General features: G+C 71.4%; 18 protein-coding genes. 9 read left to right on the top strand and 9 right to left on the bottom strand.

Features of this window, described 5'->3' with window-relative positions:
• Nucleotides 1-71 precede the first annotated feature (71 nt).
• The gene (locus tag QF032_RS22390) at nt 72-1,637 is read right to left on the bottom strand and encodes a hypothetical protein (RefSeq protein ID WP_307057231.1); all 1,566 of its coding nucleotides are present in this window, start codon (nt 1,635-1,637) and stop codon (nt 72-74) included.
• A gap of 274 nt (nt 1,638-1,911) precedes the next feature.
• On the bottom strand, nt 1,912-3,039 hold the full coding sequence (locus tag QF032_RS22385) for an alpha/beta hydrolase (protein ID WP_307045106.1): 1,128 nt from the start codon (nt 3,037-3,039) through the stop codon (nt 1,912-1,914).
• Between the two features lie 234 nt (nt 3,040-3,273).
• On the opposite strand from QF032_RS22385, the gene QF032_RS22380 reads away from it, so the two are divergent.
• From QF032_RS22380 to QF032_RS22355, 6 genes are all read left to right on the top strand, one after another.
• On the top strand, nt 3,274-5,085 hold the full coding sequence (locus QF032_RS22380; protein WP_307045104.1) for a phosphatidylglycerol lysyltransferase domain-containing protein: 1,812 nt from the start codon (nt 3,274-3,276) through the stop codon (nt 5,083-5,085).
• A 92-nt stretch (nt 5,086-5,177) separates the two neighbouring features.
• A complete protein-coding gene (folP, locus tag QF032_RS22375; RefSeq protein WP_307057229.1) occupies nt 5,178-6,173 on the top strand; it encodes a dihydropteroate synthase in 996 nt (331 codons plus the stop codon).
• On the top strand, nt 6,170-6,682 hold the full coding sequence (locus QF032_RS22370; RefSeq protein WP_307057227.1) for a nuclear transport factor 2 family protein: 513 nt from the start codon (nt 6,170-6,172) through the stop codon (nt 6,680-6,682). The genes folP and QF032_RS22370 overlap by 4 nt, the downstream gene beginning before the upstream one ends.
• 280 nt (nt 6,683-6,962) lie before the next feature.
• Complete coding sequence (gene folB, locus QF032_RS22365; RefSeq protein WP_306949992.1) at nt 6,963-7,322, top strand: dihydroneopterin aldolase; 360 nt, start codon at nt 6,963-6,965, stop codon at nt 7,320-7,322.
• Nucleotides 7,319-7,930, top strand: coding sequence for a 2-amino-4-hydroxy-6-hydroxymethyldihydropteridine diphosphokinase (gene folK / locus QF032_RS22360; protein WP_306949994.1), 612 nt, complete (start codon nt 7,319-7,321; stop codon nt 7,928-7,930). The genes folB and folK overlap by 4 nt, the downstream gene beginning before the upstream one ends.
• A gap of 56 nt (nt 7,931-7,986) precedes the next feature.
• The gene (locus QF032_RS22355) at nt 7,987-8,472 is read left to right on the top strand and encodes a DUF3180 domain-containing protein (protein ID WP_306949996.1); all 486 of its coding nucleotides are present in this window, start codon (nt 7,987-7,989) and stop codon (nt 8,470-8,472) included.
• A gap of 58 nt (nt 8,473-8,530) precedes the next feature.
• On the opposite strand, the gene folE is transcribed toward QF032_RS22355, so the two are convergent.
• The 6 genes from folE to dacB all read right to left on the bottom strand — a co-directional run bounded on the left by folE (nt 8,531) and on the right by dacB (nt 16,230).
• A complete protein-coding gene (gene folE / locus QF032_RS22350) occupies nt 8,531-9,136 on the bottom strand; it encodes a GTP cyclohydrolase I FolE (protein WP_307045098.1) in 606 nt (201 codons plus the stop codon).
• A 151-nt stretch (nt 9,137-9,287) separates the two neighbouring features.
• A complete protein-coding gene (ftsH, locus tag QF032_RS22345; protein WP_307045096.1) occupies nt 9,288-11,327 on the bottom strand; it encodes an ATP-dependent zinc metalloprotease FtsH in 2,040 nt (679 codons plus the stop codon).
• A gap of 185 nt (nt 11,328-11,512) precedes the next feature.
• A complete protein-coding gene (gene hpt, locus QF032_RS22340) occupies nt 11,513-12,073 on the bottom strand; it encodes a hypoxanthine phosphoribosyltransferase (protein WP_057577731.1) in 561 nt (186 codons plus the stop codon).
• A gap of 74 nt (nt 12,074-12,147) precedes the next feature.
• Nucleotides 12,148-13,179, bottom strand: a complete 1,032-nt coding sequence (gene tilS / locus QF032_RS22335; RefSeq protein ID WP_307045094.1) for a tRNA lysidine(34) synthetase TilS — start codon at nt 13,177-13,179, stop codon at nt 12,148-12,150.
• A 192-nt stretch (nt 13,180-13,371) separates the two neighbouring features.
• The gene (locus QF032_RS22330; RefSeq protein ID WP_307045093.1) at nt 13,372-14,505 is read right to left on the bottom strand and encodes a zinc-dependent metalloprotease; all 1,134 of its coding nucleotides are present in this window, start codon (nt 14,503-14,505) and stop codon (nt 13,372-13,374) included.
• A gap of 111 nt (nt 14,506-14,616) precedes the next feature.
• Nucleotides 14,617-16,230, bottom strand: a complete 1,614-nt coding sequence (gene dacB, locus QF032_RS22325) for a D-alanyl-D-alanine carboxypeptidase/D-alanyl-D-alanine endopeptidase (protein WP_373430486.1) — start codon at nt 16,228-16,230, stop codon at nt 14,617-14,619.
• 124 nt (nt 16,231-16,354) lie between these two features.
• Here dacB and QF032_RS22320 point away from each other — a divergent pair, with 124 nt between their 5' ends.
• Both QF032_RS22320 and QF032_RS22315 read left to right on the top strand, forming a co-directional pair.
• Nucleotides 16,355-16,846: an inorganic diphosphatase gene (locus tag QF032_RS22320; protein ID WP_007452023.1), complete on the top strand. Its 492-nt coding sequence runs from the start codon at nt 16,355-16,357 to the stop codon at nt 16,844-16,846.
• A 114-nt stretch (nt 16,847-16,960) separates the two neighbouring features.
• Entirely contained in the window at nt 16,961-18,622 is a 1,662-nt protein-coding gene (locus QF032_RS22315) for a threonine/serine exporter family protein (protein ID WP_307045090.1), read from the top strand.
• Nucleotides 18,623-18,640: 18 nt separating this feature from the next.
• Here QF032_RS22315 and QF032_RS22310 read toward each other — a convergent pair whose 3' ends face one another.
• A complete protein-coding gene (locus QF032_RS22310; protein ID WP_307057223.1) occupies nt 18,641-19,615 on the bottom strand; it encodes a DedA family protein in 975 nt (324 codons plus the stop codon).
• A 138-nt stretch (nt 19,616-19,753) separates the two neighbouring features.
• Here QF032_RS22310 and QF032_RS22305 point away from each other — a divergent pair, with 138 nt between their 5' ends.
• Nucleotides 19,754-20,119: a YbjQ family protein gene (locus tag QF032_RS22305; protein ID WP_107448815.1), complete on the top strand. Its 366-nt coding sequence runs from the start codon at nt 19,754-19,756 to the stop codon at nt 20,117-20,119.
• The last annotated feature ends 9 nt before the right edge of the window (nt 20,120-20,128 follow it).

The raw sequence follows: 20,128 nt of genomic DNA, 5'->3' as shown, positions 1-20,128 counted from the left end.
ACCGCGCGCCGCCGCCCCCGCCCGGGGCTGAGCGGCGGCGCGGCGGCCGGACAGCGGCGGCGTCAGCGTCGTCAGGAGACCGCGCTGCGCAGCTGCTGGAGGTCGATCTGTTCCGTCTCGTCGTGGGCGGTCAGGTCGATCACCTGGCCGACTCCGCGCGACGCCTCGCCCGCCGGCTTGAACTCCGCCTCGGACTCGGCCTTGTGCAGCGCGAGGGCCTCCTGGCCGACGACGTCCGCCAGGTCCTCGTTCTGGACGGCTTCGAGGGCGTCCGGCGTCGACTCGCTCTTGGTGCCGAAGAAGTCGAACCCGCCTTCCGCCGTCGGGCGTCGCACGGGCTGCGCGGTCGGTACGACGGCCACGGCGGTCGGCACGGCGAAGTGACCGGAGGGCGGCCGCACGGGAGCGGCGGGACGCGGCAGGAGCGCGCCGGCCGCACCCGCCGCAGCCTCGACGGCGGCGGGGGTGGTGGCGGTGGTGGCGGTGGGCGCCGGGGCGGCACCGGGCTCCGGGTCCAGGGGCGGCTCGGGCTGCGGCGCGGTCCGCGCGGCGTCCGACTCCCCACGGGACCTGACGGCTTCCGGCGCGTCGGCCAGGGCGCCGGGGTGCTCGTTCTCCGTGGCGATCTCCGGGGCCGTGTCCTCCTGCGGCCCCTCGGTCTCCGGCACCGCGTCGTGCGAGGCTTCGACGCCCTGTGAGGTCCTGTCGTCCCGCGAGGCCTCGACGCCGGGCGGGGTCTCGTCGTCGGCTGCCGGGTGGGGGGCGGTCGCGCGCGCGTGCTCGTCGACCGCCTCGGGCTTCCCCTGCGCCTCGTCCTCCCGGGCGCCGTCCGCGTGGCCGTCGGCGGCTCCGGCCTCCGCGGAGGCCGCCCGGGCGGGCTCCTCCCCGGAGGGGGCCGCGGCGAGGTCCTGGTCCTTCGCGGACTCGACGCCGTCGGTGTCCAGCCGTGCCAGAGCGGCCTGCGCCCGCAGGAACAGCTTCGAACCCTCGGGTGAGAAGACCGCCGAGAACTGCGGAACGTCCGCGCGGGGCTCACCCGACTCGGCCACAGCCGACTCCACCGACTCCGCCGCCTCGGCCGACTCCGCGCCTTCGGCGGCGTCCGGACCCTCGACGGCGTCCCGTACCTCGACGGCGGAATCCGCGGTGGGCTCGCTCGCGGGCGGGCCGGGCAGCGCGGGCACCGCCTCTATCTCGAGCAGACGGCGGCCCTCCAGGGCGCTCGCCCGCTCGGTCTCGGCGGTGGCGTAGCGGCGCAGCAGCGCCGCGTGCTCGTTGCGCAGGCCGGCGAGCTCGGCGCGCTTGGCCCGCAGCCGCTGCTCCAGCTTGACCCGCAGCTCACGCGACTCGTCGAGGTCGCTCTCCAGTTCGGCGACCCGTTCCTCATAACGCCACTCGTCACTGGCACGCGCGCGCGTGAGGTCGGCGACGTGCTTGCCGGCCTGCATGTCCCAACGGCGCATGACGACCGCGCCGACGATCGCCGTGACCGCGGCCGCCGCCGCCAGGCCGCGGAGAGTCGTCTGCTGCGTGAACACCCAGGGGCCGAGAGCGCAGACAAGGGAGACGCCTGCGATCACCGAGGGGGGCAGCAGCCTGTGCAGAGGCGGGGAATGACGGTGACGTCCACGTGGCATGGCCAGAAACTTACCGCGCGTAGGCGAATGTTGGCGCCCCGCCCCACAAAAACTCAGCCATACCGAAGCCTTCACAGGACATCAGGAAACCCGGCTGTCACCGAATTCGACAAACGACAAGATCATTTCCGGTCCCGCACTTCCCCGTCACCTCACCGGCCTCCCGCACCCTCACGGACGCCCCCTGCGCCCCACGGGCGCACACCGCCGCACACCGGTCACGCGCCTGGCCGCCGCCCCACCTCGTTCCCCCCGTTCCCCCCGTTCCACCCGCTCACCGCGCGGTGAGCCGTTCGCTGACCCACTCCAGGGTCGGCGGGATCTCCCGGCGCCAGGTGTTGAAGTTGTGCCCGCCGCTTTCCAGGATGATCGACGAGATCCTGGTCCTGTGGGTGGACTTCGCCAGCTCTATGAACTTCAGCGTCGGCTTGTAGTTGGACTCACCGGCCTTGCTGCTGGTGACGAGCAGCGAGGTGGCCGGAGCGGAACGATTCTTCAGAAACCAGTGCAAATCGGCTTCATTGCGGAGCTTCTTGTTCCCGTGGAAGAGGTCGCCGGTGGTCGGGTCGCTCGGCGCCTTGTAGTAGGCCGACAGGCCCGCGCCCGCCCCGTAGACCTCCGGGTGGTGCATCGCCAGCTTCAGGGCGCAGTAGCCGCCCGTGGAGTCGCCGATGATGCCCCAGCCGCCGGGCTTCTTGTTCACCCGGTAGTGGGCCGTCACGGCCTCCGGCAGGTCCTTGGCGAAGAACGACTCGGTCTGCGGGCCGTGCGGGATGTCGACGCACTCGGTGTCCCGCGGCGGCGCGACCGTCGGCCGCATCATCACCAGGATCATCGGCTGCATGCGCCCGTTCTTCGCGAGCGTCCGCGCGGTGCTCGGGTAGTGCAGCTTGTTCACCAGCGCCTCCGCCGTGCCCGGGTAGCCCGTGAGGACCACGGCCGCGGGGAAGGTCCGGGTGCGGTTCTGCGGATCGAAGTACTCCGGCGGCAGGTACACGTACGCGGGCGTGGCGATGTCCGTCGTACGCCCGATGACGGCGATCTTCTGGATCTGCCCGCCGAAGCGCGGCATCCCGCTGCCGCCGCCGTCCACCCGCCGGGTGTCGACCACCCGCAGCGGACCCGCCGGCGCGCCGCCCTTCGCGTGGTCGACGACCACGCCCTGGTCCGTCTCCTGACCGAACAGGTCCGCCCAACTGGCGTAGAAGCCGAACGCCTGGTTGGCGGACAGCCCTATGGACACGAAGAGCGCCAATTGCGTGGCGAGCAGCAGCCCGACGCGCCCGCCGACGGCCCGCCAGTTGCGCTTGGCCAGACGCGGCCACAGCCACACCGTTCCGATGAACAGCAATACGGCGAACAGCACTGACAGCAGAAGCACTTTGTTGCTCGTGAGACCCATGCGGTGTTTCCTGCCTGCTCTCCATCCGGGATCACGCCCGCTCCCCCGACTCCTTCGCGAGGGCTTGTCCCGAACTTTCCCTGGTCTTTTCAACGGCTTTGGCGAGACGAGTGAACCTCTCTCCCCAAGACACCGTCCTAGAGGGCGCAATGTCGCCGGATGCCCGAATCGGCACCGGGTCCAAAGTCTCTCGCGGAACTACGGGATGCGATGTCTGTCACCGAAGATGGGGAAATGTCGGGTGGGGTTCCGCCCCGTAGCAGCCGGGTGCGGCGGATAGTGCGAGGTCCGCGCCCCGAGGCCGTGCCGTCCCTCGTCGCCCGGGCCTGTGCCCTCGTGGGCCTGCTGGACGTCGCCGGCGGCGTCTTCCCGCGGTTCCGGCACAGCCGTATGCACAGCTTCGCCGAGGTGCTGCCCGGTTCGTTCGGGCCCTTCGCGGCCGCGCTGTCACTCAGCGCCGGCGTCCTGCTGCTGCTGCTCGCCCACGGCCTCAGGCGCGGCAAGCGGCGCGCCTGGCGAGCCGCCGTGGTCCTGCTCCCGGCGGGCGCGATCTCGCAGTTCGTGTACCGGCACTCCATCGTGGGCGCGCTCATCTCGGTCGCCCTCCTCGTCCCGCTGCTGGTGCACCGCGACCAGTTCAAGGCGCTGCCCGACCCGCGCAGCCGCTGGCGTGCGCTCGCCAACTTCGTCCTCATGGGCGCCGGCTCCCTGGGTCTGGGCCTGGTCATCGTCAGCGTCCACCCGGGGCGCCTGATCGGCGACCCGAGCCTGGCCGATCGCATCACGCACGTCCTGTACGGCCTCTTCGGCTTCGAGGGCCCGGTCGACTACCAGGGCAACACCTCCTGGACGGTCGCCTTCTCCCTCGGCGCCCTCGGCTGGATCACCGCCGTCACCACGATCTACCTCGCCTTCCGCCCCGAGCACCCGGCCGCGCGTCTCACCGAGGAGGACGAGAGCCGGCTGCGCGTCCTGCTGGACAAGCACGGCCGGCGTGACTCCCTCGGCCACTTCGCGCTGCGCCGCGACAAGGCCGTCGTCTTCTCCCCCAGCGGCAAGGCGGCCGTCACCTACCGCGTGGTCTCCGGCGTGATGCTCGCCAGCGGCGACCCCATCGGCGATGTCGAAGCCTGGCCCGGCGCCATCGAACGCTTCATGGACGAGGCCAAGGCCCACTCCTGGACGCCCGCCGTCATGGGCTGCTCGGAGACCGGCGGCGAGGTGTGGACCCGCGAGACCGGTCTGGACGCCCTGGAGCTGGGCGACGAGGCGGTGGTGGACGTGGCGGATTTCTCCCTCGCCGGCCGCGCGATGCGCAACGTGCGCCAAATGGTCAAGCGCATCGAACGCGCCGGTTACGAGACCCGGGTGCGGCGCGTACGTGACCTGGGCGAGGCCGAGCTGGAGCGCATCCGGCGGGCCGCGGAGGACTGGCGCGGCACCGACACCGAGCGCGGCTTCTCCATGGCCCTGGGCCGCGTCGGCGACGCCTCCGACGGGGACTGCCTCATCGCCACCGCTCACAAGGCCGACGAGGTCCCCGGCGAGTACGGCGACCTGAAGGCGATCCTGCACTTCGTGCCCTGGGGTCCGGACGGGGCCTCCCTCGACCTGATGCGACGCGACCGCTCGGCCGACCCGGGCATGAACGAACTGCTGATCGTCGCCGCTCTCCAGGCCGCGCCGAAGTTCGGCATCACGCGCGTGTCGCTGAACTTCGCGATGTTCCGCTCCGCCCTGGCCCGGGGAGAGAAGATCGGCGCCGGTCCCGTGCTGCGCGCCTGGCGCGGGCTGCTGGTCTTCCTCTCGCGCTGGTTCCAGATCGAATCGCTGTACAAGTTCAACGCCAAGTTCCAGCCTCGCTGGGAACCCCGCTTCGTCGTCTACCGGGCCTCCGCCGACCTGCCCCGCATCGGCTTCGCCGCAATGCAGGCCGAGGGCTTCGTCAGCCTCGCCCTCCCCCTGCCGCGCTTCCTGCGCCGCCGCTCCCGCGCGCCCCGCGCGTGTGCGCACGCCGTGGCGGAGAGAGACGTACGCGCGGCATAGGTCGCACGGGTCCGCGCAGCCACCGCCTTCCCGGCGGCCCTGCCCGGGAGCCGCGCCGCGGCGCGGCTCCCTCCTGGGCCTACGCTGAACATATGAGCAAGCAGAGCGGACGCGGGCACGTCGTCGGACTTCCCCAATGGGACCGCTGCGCGGTCATGGGAGTCGTCAACGTGACCCCCGACTCCTTCTCCGACGGCGGCCGGTGGTTCGACACCACCGCCGCCGTCAAGCACGGCCTCCATCTCGTCGCCGAAGGCGCGGACCTCGTCGACGTCGGCGGCGAGTCCACCCGGCCGGGCGCCACCCGCGTCGACGAGGCCGAGGAGCTCCGCCGGGTCGTCCCCGTCGTCCGCGGACTCGCCTCCGAAGGCGTCGTCGTCTCCGTCGACACCATGCGCGCCTCCGTCGCCGCCCGGGCCCTCGAGGCCGGCGCCGCCCTCGTCAACGACGTCAGCGGCGGCCTCGCCGATCCGGCGATGATTCCGGCCGTGGCGGACGCCGGCGCCCCCTTCGTGGTCATGCACTGGCGCGGTTTCCTCGAGGGCTGCAACGTCCGGGGCGTCTACGCCGACGTCGTCGCCGAAGTGGTCGACGAGCTCCACGCGCGCGTGGACGCCGTCCTCGCCGGCGGCGTCTCCCCCGACCGCGTCGTCGTCGACCCCGGACTCGGCTTCTCCAAGGAGGCCGACCACGACCTCACCCTGCTCGCCCACCTCGACCGGCTGCACGGCCTCGGACACCCGCTGCTCGTCGCCGCCTCCCGCAAGCGGTTCCTCGGCCGTGTCCTGGCCGGGCCGGAAGGCGCCCCGCCCCCCGCGCGGGAACGCGACGCCGCCACCGCCGCCGTGTCCGCCCTCGCGGCACAGGCCGGCGCCTGGGCCGTCCGCGTGCACGAGGTCCGCGCGACGGCCGACGCGGTGCAGGTCGCGCGCGCCGTGGAAGGGGCGCGCGAGGAAAGACGCACGCCGGGCGCGAGCGCACCCGACCCGGCGCGGGCGGCGACGGACGCATCCGGCGGACCCGGCGTACCCGACCCCGCCGGCCTGGCCGGCCCACACCGCCCGACCCGCGCGGAAGGAGCCCGGTGAGCGCCCCGCACACGGACGTCGAGCAGGTCGAAGCCGCCAACACCGCCTTCTACGAGGCACTGGAGCAGGGGGACTTCGAGGGGGTCTCCTCCTTCTGGCTGGCCCCGTCCGACCTGGGCGTGGACGAGACCTACCACGACCCGGCGGACGCCGGCGTGGTCTCGTGCGTACACCCCGGCTGGCCCGTGCTCACCGGCCGCGGCGAGGTCCTGCGCTCGTACGCGCTGATCATGGCGAACACCGACTACATCCAGTTCTTCCTCACCGACGTGCACGTCTCGGTCACCGGCGACACCGCACTGGTGAACTGCACCGAGAACATCCTCAGCGGCGGTCCCGCGCCGGAGGCCGGCGAGGAGCTCGGACCGCTCGTCGGCCAGCTCGTGGTCGCCACCAACGTGTTCCGCCGGACGCCGAACGGCTGGAAGCTCTGGTCGCACCACGCCTCCCCGGTCCTGGCGGAGAACGACGAGAACGAGGACGACGAGGAGGAGGACACCCCCTCCTGAGCGGTGCGGAGAGCCCCCGGGAGACGAGCGGCGAGGCCCGGACGGCCCACCCGGGCGAAGAAGTGGTTGGGATCACGAACCCGTGGGTAGGGGCGGCTACCAACCCGTGAGCCACCGGGTTCCCCGAGGGGAACGGCCGGTGAAATCTCGGGCTCCCGCCCGGCCCACCGTGGCCGGAGACCGGGTCTGTCAGTGCTCGCGGGTAGATTCGAGCGAGGCCGGGGTGCCGCCCGCACACGGCACGCACCGGCCGGAACCGACGACTGCAGGAGTGATTCGCGTGGATCGTGTCGCGCTGCGCGGCCTGAAGGCCCGCGGGTACCACGGCGTGTTCCCCAAGGAACGCGAGGAGGGCCAGACCTTCCTCGTGGACCTCGTCCTGGGCCTGGACACCCGACCGGCCGCGGCCGACGACGACCTGGCGAAGACCGTGCACTACGGCATCGTGGCGGAGGAGGCCGTGGCCGTCGTCGAGGGCGAGCCCGTCGACCTCGTCGAGACGCTCGCCGAACGCATCGCCCAGGTCTGTCTGAAGCACGAGGTGGTCCAGGAGGTCGAGGTCTGCGTCCACAAACCGGACGCCCCGATCACCGTCCCCTTCGACGACGTGACCGTCACCATCACCCGGAGCCGAGTATGACCGCGTTCTTCACCGGGGGTCAGAGCGACCCGACCGTCCAGCCGGTGCCCGCCTCCGTCGTCGAGAGGGTCGACGCCGCCGACACCACCCTGCACAACCCGAAACGCGCCGTGCTCTCCCTCGGCTCCAACCTGGGCAACCGCCTGGAGACGCTGCAGGGCGCCATCGACGCCCTCGAGGACACCCCGGGCGTCCGCGTCAAGGCCGTCTCCCCCGTGTACGAGACGGCGCCCTGGGGCGTCGAGCCCGGCAGCCAGCCGGCGTACTTCAACGCGGTGGTCCTGCTGAAGACGACCCTGCCGCCGTCCTCCCTCCTGGAGCGGGCGCACGCCGTCGAGGAAGCCTTCCACCGGGTCCGGGACGAACGCTGGGGCGCACGCACGCTGGACGTCGACATCGTCGCCTACGCCGACGTCGTGGACGACGACCCGCACCTCACCCTCCCTCACCCCCGCGCCCACGAGCGGGCGTTCGTGCTCGCCCCCTGGCACGACGTGGAGCCCGAGGCCCAACTCCCCGGCCTCGGCAGGGTCGCCGACCTGCTCGACGCGGTCACCCGCGAAGGCGTCGCCGCCCGCAAGGACCTGGAACTCCACCTGCCCGAGTAGTCGTTAAGGTCAACAGGAAGGTCGCAGGACCACTGCGGGGGAGCTGAAGGGACACCGTGAGAGAGCTGCACATCAGGGTGCTGGCAGGCGTGTTCGTCGTGGCCGGCGTCCTGTCCTGGGCGGGCGCCCGCCTCTGGAACTCGGTCGGAACCCTGCCCAGCGTCCCGCTGGCCGCGCCCATCGTGCTCGCCGTGATCGCGGTGATCCTGCTCGCCACGGCGATCTCGCTGCGCTCGCGCCTCAAGGCCCAGCGCGAGCGCCGCCCCGAGGCGAAGGGCGTCGACCCGCTGATGGCGGCCCGCGCGGTCGTCTTCGGCCAGGCCAGCGCCCTCGTGGCCGCGCTCGTCTCCGGCATGTACGGAGGCACGGGCGTCTTCCTCCTGGAGTCCCTGGACATCCCCGCCCGCCGCGACCAGGCCATCTACGCCGGCTTCTCGGTCCTGGCGGGCATCGCCGTCATAGCGGCGGCCATCTTCCTGGAACGCGTCTGCAAGCTCCCGGAGGACGACGACCACGAGAACGGCGCGGCCTCGGCGGCGTGACCCCGCCGCGCGGGAGCGCGGCGGGGCCGACGAAGACGGGGTGTCGACGGGAGTGGCGTCAGCGCGCCAGTATCAGGCTCATCGCCTCCGCGCGGGTCGTCGCGTCCCTGAGCTGCCCCCGCACCGCGGACGTGGTGGTCTTGGCGCCCGGCTTGCGGATCCCGCGCACGGACATGCACATGTGCTCGGCCTCGATGACGACGATCACGCCACGGGCCTCGAGGATCCGCATGAGCGAGTCCGCCACCTGCGTGGTCAGACGCTCCTGGACCTGAAGGCGGCGTGCGAACACCTCGACCAGCCGCGCCAGCTTCGACAGGCCCGTGATCTTGCCGGACTCCGCCGGGATGTACCCCACATGCGCGACACCGTGGAACGGCAGCATGTGATGTTCACAGAGCGAGACGATCTCGATGTCCTTGACGAGCACCATCTCGTCGTGGCCGAGGTCGAACGTCGTCGTGAGCACTTCCTCGGGCGTCTGCTGGAGACCCGCCAGCAACTCCCGGTACGCCCGCGCCACCCGCGCCGGCGTCTCCTGGAGGCCCTCGCGGTCCGGGTCCTCGCCGACCGCGATCAGGAGCTCCCGTACGGCGTTCTCGGCGCGCTTCTCGTCGAACTCGCCGATCGAGCCCTCGCCGTCCAGCGTCACGGGGTCGGTCATCTGGTGCCTCGTTCCTGTGCGGGTCGCGCGTACGGGTCACGCGCCTCATCTGCGGCATCGAGCGTCGTTCAGGAGAAATGCCGCGCCCCCCAGGCTAGAACCTGGGGGGCGCGGCATCCATTCCGGGCCTGGTGAGGCCGCCGGGAGCACGTCAGCTCTCGGGGCGCTCCTCCGGGCTGGGCTCGGCCACCGGGCCGGCGTCGACCGCGGTGGACTTCGCGGTCGAGATCGCCGGGGTGGCGCCGTTGGCGCCGTTCGTCAGTGCGAGCTCCTTGGGGGAGAGCACCGGCGGACGGGTGGACGGCGTGCGGCGCGAGGAACCGGTCCAGGCGGGCCGCGCCGGGCGCTTGACGATGGACGAGAAGACCTCGGCGATCTCCTCCTTGCCCAGCGTCTCCTTCTCCAGCAGCTGCAGCACCAGGTTGTCGAGGACGTCGCGGTTCTCGACCAGGATCTCCCAGGCCTCGTTGTGCGCGTTCTCGATGAGCTTCTTGACTTCCTCGTCCACCAGCGCAGCGACCTCTTCCGAGTAGTCGCGTTGGTGAGCCATCTCACGGCCGAGGAAAGGCTCGGTGTTGTCGCCGCCGAACTTGATCGCTCCCAGACGCTCGGTCATGCCGTACTGGGTGACCATCGCGCGGGCCGTGGTGGTGGCCTTCTCGATGTCGTTCGCCGCGCCCGTGGTCGGGTCGTGGAAGACGAGCTCCTCGGCCGCGCGGCCGCCCAGCATGTAGGCCAGCTGGTCCAGCATCTCGTTGCGCGTGGTGGAGTACTTGTCCTCCTCCGGCAGAACCATCGTGTAGCCCAGGGCACGGCCTCGCGAGAGAATCGTGATCTTGTGCACCGGGTCGGAGTTCGGAGAAGCCGCCGCGACCAGGGCGTGACCGCCCTCGTGGTACGCGGTGATCTTCTTCTCCTTGTCCGACATGATCCGGGTCCGCTTCTGCGGGCCCGCGACCACACGGTCGATCGCCTCGTCCAGCATGTGGTTGTCGATCAGCTTCTTGTCCGAGCGGGCCGTCAGCAGCGCGGCCTCGTTCAGCACGTTGGAGAGATCGGCACCGGTGAAGCCGGGGGTGCGGCGGGCGACGGCGGACAGGTCGACGTCGGGCGCGACCGGCTTGCCCTTCTGGTGGACCTTGAGGATCTCCAGACGGCCCTGCATGTCCGGTCGGTCGACCGCGATCTGGCGGTCGAAACGGCCGGGGCGCAGCAGCGCCGGGTCGAGGATGTCGGGGCGGTTCGTGGCGGCGATGAGGATGACGCCGCCCTTCACGTCGAAGCCGTCCATCTCGACGAGGAGCTGGTTCAGGGTCTGTTCGCGCTCGTCGTGTCCGCCGCCGAGGCCGGCGCCGCGGTGGCGGCCGACCGCGTCGATCTCGTCGACGAAGACGATCGCCGGGGCGTTCGCCTTGGCCTGCTCGAAGAGATCGCGGACCCGGGAGGCGCCGACGCCGACGAACATCTCGACGAAGTCGGAACCGGAGATCGAGTAGAAGGGGACGCCCGCCTCGCCGGCGACGGCGCGCGCGAGGAGCGTCTTGCCGGTGCCGGGCGGGCCGTACAGGAGCACGCCCTTGGGGATCTTGGCGCCGACGGCCTGGAACTTGGCCGGTTCCTGGAGGAACTCCTTGATCTCGTGGAGTTCCTCGACGGCCTCGTCCGAGCCGGCGACGTCGGCGAACGTCGTCTTCGGGGTGTCCTTGGTGATGAGCTTGGCCTTGGACTTCCCGAAGTTCATGACCCGGGAGCCGCCGCCCTGCATCTGGTTCATCAGGAACAGGAAGACGACCACGATGAGGACGAAGGGGAGCAGGGACAGCAGGATCCCGACGAAGGCGTTCTGCTTCGTCGGCGAGACGGTGTAGCCGTCGGGGATCTGCTTGTCCTGGTACTTGGTCTGCAGCGTGTTGGCGATCGTCACGCCCTGATCGCCGATGTAGCTCGCCTGGATCTTCGAGCTGCCCTTGATCTTCACGCCGTCTTTGAGCGTGGCCTTGATGGTCTGCTCGTCACCGGTGGTGAGTTTGGCCGACTCGACCTTGTTGTCGTTGATCGCTGCAATGACCTGGCCGGTGTCCACCGTCTTGTAGCCGCCGGACGAGCCGACGACCTGCATCAACACGACCACGGCAAGGACGGCCAGCACGATCCACATGACCGGCCCACGGAAGTATCGCTTCACGTCCATCCATACGGAGCGGTGTCGCCCCGTCCCTCCTGCCATAGTGAGTTTGATAAGACAGTTCTTCTGACGGTACCCCAGCTTCGTCGCGCGAAGCCGCACGGGACGGCTGGCGCACCCGTCTGCATGCTCCAACGGCGTGAGGCCCGCCGGGGTTCCCGATCTTCGTACGGGGCTTGGGCTTTTCGGGTTCAGCCGCCGTAGACGTGGGGCGCGAGCGTACCGACGAACGGGAGGTTCCGGTACTTCTCGGCGTAGTCGAGGCCGTAGCCGACGACGAACTCGTTCGGGATGTCGAAGCCGACCCACTCGACGTCGATGGCCACCTTGGCGGCCTCGGGCTTGCGCAGCAGCGTGCACACCTTGAGGGAGGCGGGCTCGCGCGAGCCGAGGTTGGAGAGCAGCCAGGACAGGGTCAGGCCGGAGTCGATGATGTCCTCGACGATGAGGACGTGCTTGCCCTTGATGTCGGTGTCGAGGTCCTTGAGGATCCGCACCACACCGGAGGACTGGGTGCCCGCCCCGTAGGACGACACGGCCATCCAGTCCATGGTGACGGGGGTGGACAGGGCTCGGGCGAGGTCGGCCATGACCATCACCGCGCCCTTGAGGACACCGACGATGAGCAGGTCCTTGCCCGCGTACTCCGCGTCGATCTTCGCGGCCAGTTCGGCCAGCTTCGCGTCGATCTCTTCCTTGGTGATGAGCACCTCTTTGAGGTCGGTGCCCATGTCTTTCGCGTCCACCCGCATCACTTTCGGTTGTCCCACCGGCCGCCGGGACCGCCCACGACGACCACGTACGCGGTCCTGGCGGAGGGTTCGGATCAGCCTTGCCGAATCACCAGTCTGCCACCCTGGCGCTGGGCGACGACTTTGCCGGGGAGATTGATGACCCCCTGGCCGCGCCATCCGGTGATCAACCGGTCGACCTCTTCGATGTGCCGGGCGAAGAGGGAACCGGCCGGGGCGCCCGCCTCGATCGCGGCACGGCGCAGGATCCGGCGGCGCACGGCGGGCGGCAGGGCGTAGAGCTTGGCGCACTCCAGCAGACCGGCCGCGTCCCGTACGGAGGACTCGGCTTGGCCGGCCCACGCGTCGAGCGCGTCGGCGTCGTCGCGGGAGAGCTGGGCGGTCCGGGCGAGCGCTTCGACGACGCCCTTGCCGAGGGCCTTCTCCAGCGCGGGCAGGCCCTCGTGGCGGAGCCGGGAGCGGGTGTAGGCCGGGTCGGCGTTGTGCGGGTCGTCCCAGACGGGCAGGGACTGGACCATGCAGGCCTTGCGGGCGGTCTGCCGGTCGAGCTGGAGGAAGGGGCGGCGGTAGCGGCGGGCGGCCCCCGGCCCGCCGGAGACGGCGGCCATGCCGGACAGGGAGCGGATGCCGGAGCCACGGGCGAGGCCGAGCAGGACCGTCTCGGCCTGGTCGTCGCGGGTGTGGCCGAGCAGGACCGCGGCGGCTCCCTGACGCTCGGCGGCCGCGTCGAGGGCGCTGTAGCGGGCGTCGCGGGCGGCTGCCTCGGGGCCGCCTTCGCGGCCGACGGTCACGGCGGTGGACTCGACGGGGTCGAGGCCGAGTTCGCGCAGGCGCAGGGTGACTTCCGCGGCGCGCAGGTCGGAGCCGGGCTGCAGGCCGTGGTCGACGGTGACGCCGCCGGCCCGGATGCCGAGCCGGGGGGCTTCGAAGGCGAGGGCGGAGGCGAGGGCCATGGAGTCGGCGCCGCCTGAGCACGCCACGAGCACGAGCGGCGACGGGGGCGGTTCGTGCGGGCTCGCTTCGGGGGCGGGGTGGTCGTTGAGGACGTCGTGGAGTACGCGGCGGACCGCCAGGCGTATCGCCGCGACCGCAGGATGGGGACCCATTGTCCGGTTCCCTTCATGAAGTTTTCGGGGGCTGAGCCCGGGTTCGGTCACTCAGAGTGTGTAGATGGTGACAGAACCGGGGCGTTCCCCGAGCATTGCACGCCTGCCCGGGGCCGACGGTCCCTCGGACGGGTGATTGAAGGGGCGTTCGCCTGCCGTCGGCCGGATACGGTCATCTACGTTTTCGCGGGTTCACGACTCGGCCTTGCGGTGCACCCTCGCCACCCAGTCCGCCGGTTTGCCGATCTCGGCCTTGGTCGGAAGTGTGTTCGGGGAGGTCCATACGCGGTTGAAGCCGTCCATGCCGACCTGGTCGACGACGGCACGCACGAAGCGTTCGCCGTCCCGGTACTGCTTGAGCTTGGCGTCGAGGCCGAGGAGCCTGCGCAGGGCGATGTCGAGCCGGGAGGCGCCCTTGGCGCGGCGCTGCTGGAACTTCTCCCGGATCTCGGCGACGGTCGAGACGACTTCGGGGCCGACGCCGTCCATGACGAAGTCGGCGTGGCCCTCGAGGAGGGACATCACGGCGGTGAGGCGGGCGAGGATCTCGCGCTGGGCGGGCGTCTGCACGAGTTCGACCAGGGAGCGGCCCCCGTCGTCCTCCTCGCCCTCGGGGCGGCCGCCGGCGAGGGACTGGGCGGCTTCCCGGACGCGCTCGAGGAACGTCGACGGGTCGACGTCGGTCTCGCCCAGGAACGACTGGATCTCGCCCTCGAGATGGTCGCGCAGCCAGGGCACGGCGGAGAACTGGGTGCGGTGCGTCTCCTCGTGGAGGCACACCCAGAGGCGGAAGTCGTGGGGGTCGACGTCGAGTTCGCGTTCGACGTGGACGATGTTCGGCGCGACGAGCAGGAGACGGCCGCCGCCGCCCGCGCCGGCGGGGAGTTCACGGGTGGCCGGGGCGAAGGTCTCGTACTGGCCGAGGACGCGGGAGGACAGGAACGAGAGCAGCATGCCGAGTTCGACGCCGGTGACCTTGCCGCCGACGGCTCCGAGGACCGCGCCGCCGGGGCTGTTGCCGCGTCGTTCCTGCATCTTGTCCAGGAGGGGTTTGAGGATCTCCCGGAAGCCCGCGACGTTGGCCCGCACCCAGCCGGGGCGGTCGACGACGAGGATGGGAGTGTCGTGGATCTCCTCGGTGGCCATCCGGGTGAAGCCCCGGACGTGCGCCTCCGAGGCCTTGGCGTGCCGGCGCAGTTCCGCGACGACGGCCCGTGCCTCGTCGCGGCTGACTTCCGGGCCCGGCCGCACGAGCCGGGTCGCGGTCGCCACCGCCAGATTCCAGTCGACCATCCCCGCAGATGCAGCACCACCGATGCTCGTCATGCGTCAACCGTACGTGAGCGCCGCCGCCGGGGGCAGGCCGCGGGAGGCCGGTCAGGGAGATGTCAGGGTCGGCGCGGGGGGTGTTTCAGGGGTAGTGGGCCCCGGCCGCCGTCAGCGGCAGCCGCAGCCCGCGAGCGCCGTGGCAGCCCTGTCCAGCGCCGCCTGCGCCGCTCCCGGGTCGGTGGTGCCGGCGGCCAGGAAGGCGAAGGCGAGGAGCCGTCCGTCCTGGTCGACGACCGTGCCGGCGAGGGCGTTGACGCCGGTCAGGGTGCCGGTCTTGGCGCGGACGACGCCGGCCGCGCCGTCCGCGTACCGGTCGGCGAGGGTGCCGGTGAAGCCGGCGACGGGCAGGCCGGTGAGGACGGGGCGCAGGTCGGGACGGGCCGGGTCGGCGGCCTTCACCAGGAGGGCGGTCAACAGGTTCGCCGTGATCCGGTCCTGGCGGTCGAGTCCGCTGCCGTCCATGATGCGGACGCCGGCCGTCGGCAGCCCGAGCTTCTTCAACCGGGCCCGGACCGCGGCGCCGCCGCCCGCGAAGTCGGCGCGGACGCCGGTCGCGAGGGCGGTGTGGCGGGCGAGGGCCTCGGCGATGTCGTTGTCGCTGTTGGTCAGCATCCGCTCGACCAGGACCGACAGCGGCGGTGAGGAGACCGAGGCGAGGCTCTTCGCGCGCGTGGTGGCCTTGGAGGGTCCGGGGGGCGTGGTGGTGATGCCGTCGGCCTTCAGGAACGCGGCGAACGTGCGGGTCGCGTCGGCCGCGGGGTCGGGCACGCGTGTGACCGGACCGCTGGTGGAGTCGTCGGGGCGGCCCTCGTCGGCGGACAGGGCGGTGACGCGCGCGAGGTTGCCGTTGGGCCCGATGGGGTGAACTTCGCTGCCCGCGTACAGGGTCGTGTCGTACGACAGCGTCACGTGGGTGAGGCCGCGCTTCTTCAGGGCGGCGGCGGTGGACGCGGCGAGGGTACGCAGGCCGGCCCAGCCCGCGCCGTCGTCGTCGCGGGCCGTGAGGGTGGGGTCGCCGCCGCCGACGAGGACGAGCTCTTTGGTGTCGGGTTCGAGCACCGTGCGGGTGGTGAGGCGGTGCTCGCCGCCCATCGCGGAGAGCGCGGCGACCGCGGTGGCGATCTTCGTGGTGGAGGCCGGCGTCAGGCCCGTCCCCGCGCCCGCGCCGTACAGGCGCCGGCCGGTGGCGACGTCGACGACCCCGGCGGCGTGCCGGGCGCCGAGGACCGGGTCGGCCAGGAGGGGGGTCAGGACGCTCGCGACGCCGGCGCCCGTCGGCAGGGCGTTCGGGGCCGACTTGACGACGACATCGGCGCCGCCGCCGAGGCCGACCAGGACGGAGGCGGCACTGGGGGCGGGGCGGGGCGCTCCGGCCGCGGTGTCGGACGTACGGGACGAATCCGCCGTACGCCCGTGATCTCCGCCACCCGTCCGTTCGAGGGCGGTCGCGCGGTCCCGCTCGGCCGTACGCTGACCGGTGGAGTCCCAGGGGCCGGCGACGGTCACCACGCCGGCGGCCAGCGCCAGTCCGACGGTCGCCGCACCCGCGCCGTACTGCCAGGAACGGGCGTTCGGACCGGTCGCGGTGAGCCGCGCGAGCTGCGGCTTCGCGACCCGTGCGACCCGCGGTCGCGCGGTCGCCGCCACGCGCGCGAGACGAGGCCGTACGATCCCTGCGGCCCGTGCCAGACGCGGTCGTACGGCGTCCGTGACCCGCACCACGTGCGGTCTCGCGGCCCGCCAAGGCCTCAGCTCTGGCACGAACACCAGCCCCTTTCGCGATCACACACCTGCGTGAGGGACACTTAACCACCAGAACTATGTGTTGATCATGGAGGAGCCACCGGTGGAGTTCGACGTCACGATCGAGATTCCGAAGGGTTCGCGGAACAAGTACGAGGTGGACCACGAGACCGGTCGGATCCGCCTGGACCGTCGACTCTTCACCTCGACCGCCTACCCGACCGACTACGGCTTCGTCGAGAACACCCTCGGCGAGGACGGTGACCCGCTGGACGCGCTGGTCATCCTGGACGAGCCCACGTTCCCGGGCTGTCTGATCCGCTGCCGCGCGATCGGCATGTTCCGGATGACGGACGAGGCCGGCGGCGACGACAAGCTGCTGTGCGTCCCGTCGACGGACCCGCGCGTGGAGCACCTGCGCGACATCCACCACGTGTCGGAGTTCGACCGCCTGGAGATCCAGCACTTCTTCGAGGTCTACAAGGACCTGGAGCCCGGCAAGTCCGTCGAGGGCGCCGACTGGGTCGGCCGCACCGACGCCGAGGCCGAGATCGAGCGGTCCTACAAGCGTTTCAAGGACCAGGGCGGTCACTGAGGCCCCGGTCGCCTGATGTCGTCGAGAGGGCCGCACGCATGCGCGTGCGGCCCTCTCGGGCGTCTGTGCGCATACTGAGGCCTACGGAAGGTGTCGTTCAGGGAGCGTTGCTGAGTGTCGGAGGCGGAGAACCGCAAACCGCAGTCGGACGAGGCGAGGAGCGCCTTCGATCCCGAGATCACGTCCGAGTTCGCCATGCCGGTGGGGCTGACCGTCCCCAGAACCGGCGGGGAGGCCGAGACCACGTCGGAGTTCGCCGTTCCGCGGGGGCTGGACGTGAGCCAGCCGGCCGCCGGGGAGGGCGAGGGATCGGCGTTCAGCGTGCCGAGCACCTACAGCGCCAGGGAGGCGCCGGCCGCCTTCACCCCGCCCTCCGGCGTCCCGATGGTGAGCCTGATCAAGGACCTGCCCTGGCAGGACCGGATGCGCACGATGCTGCGCATGCCGGTCACCGAGCGGCCGGCGCCGGAGCCCGGGCCGAAGACGGAGGAGGGCGGTCCGGCCGTCCCGCGCGTGCTCGACCTGACCCTGCGCATCGGCGAACTGCTGCTGGCGGGCGGGGAGGGCGCCGAGGACGTGGAGGCCGCGATGTTCGCGGTCTGCCGCTCCTACGGGCTGGACCGCTGCGAGCCCAACGTCACGTTCACCCTGTTGGCCATCTCCTACCAGCCGTCCCTGGTGGAGGACCCGGTGACGGCGTCGCGGACGGTGCGCCGCCGGGGCACCGACTACACGCGTCTGGCGGCCGTCTTCCAGCTCGTGGACGACCTGAGCGACGCCGACTCCCATCTCTCGCTGGAGGACGCCTACCGGCGTCTCGCGGAGATCCGCCGCAACCGGCACCCCTACCCGACCTGGGTGCTGACGTCCGCGAGCGGACTGCTCGCGGGCGCGGCCTCGGTGCTCGTCGGCGGTGACGCGGTCGTGTTCGTGGCGGCCGTGCTCGGCGCGATGCTCGGCGACCGGCTGGCGTGGCTGTGCGCGGGGCGCGGGCTGCCGGAGTTCTACCAGTTCCTGGTGGCGGCGATGCCGCCCGCCGCCATAGGCATCGCGCTGACGCTGGCGGACGTCGACGTGAAGGCCTCCGCGGTCATCACCGGCGGGCTGTTCGCGCTGCTGCCCGGGCGCGCGCTGGTGGCGGGCGTCCAGGACGGCCTGACGGGTTTCTACATCACCGCGGCGGCACGCCTGTTGGAGGTCATGTACTTCTTCGTGGGCATCGTGGCCGGCGTGCTGGTGATGCTCTACGTCGGGGTGCAGCTCGGCGCGCATCTCAACCCGGATGTCTCGCTGGGCGTCTCCAAGCGGCCGCTGTGGCAGATCGGCGCGTCCATGCTGCTGTCCCTGACGTTCGCGGTGCTGCTCCAGCAGGAACGGTCCACCGTGCTGGCCGTGACGCTGAACGGCGGGGTGGCCTGGTCGGTGTACGGCGCGATGCACTACGCCGGCGACATCTCGCCGGTGGCCTCCACGGCCGTCGCGGCCGGGGTGGTGGGGCTGTTCGGGCAGTTGCTGTCGCGCTACCGGTTCGCGTCCGCGCTGCCCTACACGACCGCAGCGATCGGGCCGCTGCTGCCCGGATCGGCCACGTACTTCGGGTTGTTGTCGATCGCGCAGAACGAGGTGGACGCCGGGCTGGTGTCGATCACCAAGGCCGCGGCACTGGCCATGGCCATCGCCATCGGGGTGAACCTCGGATCCGAGATCTCGCGGCTGTTCCTGCGGGTGGGCTCCGCCGACAAGCGGCGGGCCGCCAAGAGGACGCGGGGGTTCTGACGCCCCCGCGCCCGCGCTCTAGTACCCCTGGTCGTGGGGGTACTGGCCGTTGTGCCGGGCGCCGCCGTACGGCTGCTGTTGCTGCGGGGGCTGCTGCTGCCACTCCTGGGGGTACTGCTGCTGGGGGTAGGGCTGCTGCTGCGGGTACTGCCCGCCGTAGTACTCGTTCTCGTACGTCCGGCCCTGGCCGCCCTGGGGATCCTGCCCGTTCCGGTGGCCGGGGTGGCCCTGGTGCTCACGGTGGCCCGGGTCGCCGTACGGCTGGTGCTGCTCGATGCGGCGCAGTTGCGTCGTCGCGTCGTCCATGGCCGGGGGCGCGCCGTACGGCTGCTGCTGCGCCTGCTGCCGGGCGGGCTCCTGCGCGGCCGGGGCGTTGCGGGCTTCCTTGCGCGCCTTGAGGACCTCGATGACCACCGGGACGACCGAGATGAGGACGATCAGGACCAGGATCGCCTCGACGTTCTCCTTGATGAGGTCGATCTGGCCGAGGAAGTAACCCGCGACCGTGACGCCCGTGCCCCACAGGATGCCGCCGATCACGTTGTACGTGATGAACGTGCGGTACTTCATACGGCCGGCGCCGGCGATGATCGGCGCGAAGGTGCGCACGATGGGGACGAAGCGGGCCAGGACGATCGCCTTGGGGCCGTACCGCTCGATGAACTCGTGGGCCTTGTCCAGGTTCTCCTGCTTGAAGAGCTTGGAGTCGGGCCGGCTGAACAGCTTCGGTCCGAAGAACTTGCCGATCAGATAGCCCACCTGGTCGCCGAGGACCGCCGCGACCACGATCAGGGTGCACACCAGCCACAGCGGCTGGTGGATCCACTTGCCGTCGGCGACCAGCAGACCGGCGGTGAACAGCAGGGAGTCACCTGGCAGGAAGGCGAACAGGCCCGACTCGGCGAAGACGATGACCAGGATGCCGACCAGGCCGAACGTCGAGATCAGGTAGTCCGGAGTAATCCACTCGGGGCCGAGGGCGAGGGTAGTCACGGGTTCCGGGCTCCTGAGGGGTGAAGGCGGTCGGTGGGCGACCTGGCCGCCCAAAGCTATCAACGCGGCGCCGCGGGACCAGGTTCCCAGGGGCTCCCCCAGGATGCACTGTGCCCCTCCTTGGTCAAACCTGTGAACATGGGCATCGATGATTACGGCGGCGGGCAGGGGCCCGAGCCGGACGTACTGGTCGTCACCACGAACGACGTGCCCGGCTTCCGGGTGCAGCAGGTCATCGGCGAGGTCTTCGGGCTGACGGTGCGCTCCCGGCACCTGGGCAGCCAGATCGGCGCGGGCCTGAAGTCGATGATCGGCGGCGAGCTCAAGGGGTTGACGAAGACCCTCGTGGAAACCCGCAACCAGGCCATGGAACGGCTCGTCGAGCAGGCACGCGCGCGGGGCGCCAACGGCGTGCTGGCGTTCCGCTTCGACGTGACGGAGGCGGCCGACGTGGGCACCGAGGTGTGCGCCTACGGGACGGCGGTGGTCCTGGCCCGGGAGTGACCCCGGGCC

This window comes from Streptomyces achromogenes (genome assembly GCF_030816715.1).
Classification (GTDB): domain Bacteria; phylum Actinomycetota; class Actinomycetes; order Streptomycetales; family Streptomycetaceae; genus Streptomyces; species Streptomyces achromogenes_A.
Note: the sequence above shows the minus strand (reverse complement) of the source record. Positions and strands in the feature narration are given on the sequence as shown.